We start from the raw sequence: 1,816 nt of genomic DNA on the forward strand, positions 1-1,816 counted from the left end.
TCTCATTGTAAACAACACCGGTAATTACAAGCTTTTCATTCGGATACTCCATCCTGTGTCCTTCCTGCATGAATGTCCATTCGGGAAGCAGTGGGCGAAAAACTGATTCGCCGTATACCGACATAAGGTTAAAGTAGTCATGCTCGTTTGTCGAGCTTGCGGGATAAACTGTCTTATCAGGAAATGTAATAGCGTTTAAAAATGTTTGCAGGCTTCCCTGCGCCAAAACAATAAAAGCGTCTTTTAGCGGATAACGCTCGGAGCCGCAGAGAACGGAATGTTCCAGAATATGCGCCACGCCCGTATTATCTTCCGGAAAAGTTGCGAAAGAAAAAGAGAATAGGTTTTCTTCATCGTCATTTAAAACATGAAAAACTTCTACGCCTGTTTTTTCATGCTTAGCCCAAATGCCCTGCGCTTTAAGTTCTTCAAGTTCAACTACTTCAAGAATTACAAATCCGCTGTTTAATTTTTGATTTTTTTTTAATGCTGTTTTTGTCATAAGACTACATCCTCATCGCTATAAAGCAAAATTTCTCCGTTTTCACGGGCATATCTGAACCATGTAAGAAATTCTTTGGCAACTGAATCACAATCGCGTTTTAGCACTGCTCCAAGAATCTCGTTTTCTTCGCGGATTGATTTTCTGCGCCCCGCCGATACGCAGGACATTATTTTTTCGTAGAATTCATTTCCCCTGCCCTTTAATAAAATGGCAATATCGCGATCCGTCATTGTTGATAATTTATCCTGAATGGGACGGTCAACCGCGAGTAAAACATCGTCAAGGGTGTAAAGTTTTTCTTTTAAATTTTGCCCAATTTTTGGATCGTCCTTTACTATCTCATTTATTAATTTGTCGCCAAAGGAATAATCCCCGTGTTTTAAAATCGCTGTTAAGGCCTGCATACCGTCAATTTTTATATCATTGGAACCGGCGCTGACATGCCTGATTTTTTCACGTAACGCCGCGGACACCTGTTCAAGCACTTCAGGCGCAACTTCGCTCTGATGCGCTATTCGCTTTAAAATTACAGCCTTTCGGTGTGACGGAAGTTTGCTCAGTGTTTCCGCGGAAAGTTTTGCCGTCATTCTGGAAAGTATAAGCGCCGCCGTTTGATCTGTTTCGTCTTTTAAAAGCATTACAAGCTGTTCCGCGGAAAATTCTTCCAGAAAGCCAAACAGATTTTCCTTTGTTTTGGGAATTGCCCTGTTGAGAAGTTCTTCTCCTTCTATAGGGCCTTTTACCGCGTAAAGAATACGGCGCGCGGTTTCTATTCCGCCTTGTGATGAGCCGGAAAAATTATAAGGCCTGGAAAACAGCGAATGGAATTCGATAAGTATTTGGTCTCTTTCGTCCGGTTTAATAATGTTAATAGAAGCGATTTCTTTTGATATTTCACTGACTTGCTCAGGATCAAGCTCGGCTAAAATTCCCGCCGCTTGTTCGCTGCCTATTAAAATAAGAAATTTCGCAACCCGCCTGTACTTTGATTCCTGCGGAGTCTCACCCTCTGGCACAAATATTGGAGGTTTCTGTTTTTTTGATTCTTTATAAAAAACAGCGGGAGTATTATTTGTCGAGCGCTTAGCGGGAACGTTTGTAGCGCTGTTTTCAGACGGCTGGTTCATGGTTTGTTTATACATTTCGATGCCATGTCGCACTATATTCCCCATATTTTGGAATTATAATATAATTACTAAATAATTAATAGATGGATATTATTAAATGAATGAAAGAAAAAAATTGAGAATCAACATAATAAAAACCGCATATCTTCAATTTATTGTAATCTTTTTATTTTCCTCCTGTAAT

The 1,816-nt window shown here is 40.1% G+C and carries 2 protein-coding genes; both read right to left on the reverse strand.

Translation table 11 applies throughout. The annotated features are described in order from the left end of the window. Window positions 1-502 (reverse strand): insulinase family protein (locus ACYVRA_RS06345; protein WP_461251906.1); only part of this gene is annotated, 502 nt, incomplete at its 3' end. Further along, a complete protein-coding gene (locus ACYVRA_RS06350) occupies window positions 499-1,647 on the reverse strand; it encodes a FliG C-terminal domain-containing protein (protein ID WP_461251907.1) in 1,149 nt (382 codons plus the stop codon). The genes ACYVRA_RS06350 and ACYVRA_RS06345, both read right to left, overlap by 4 nt. Between the last annotated feature and the right edge of the window lie 169 nt (window positions 1,648-1,816).

This window comes from Treponema sp. R8-4-B8, from assembly GCF_054786175.1.

Excerpts from the sequence above, each read along its gene's own strand:
- ACYVRA_RS06350 (WP_461251907.1), bottom strand. The coding sequence starts at position 1,647 with ATGTATAAACAAACCATGAACCAGCCGTCTGAAAACAGCGCTACAAAC.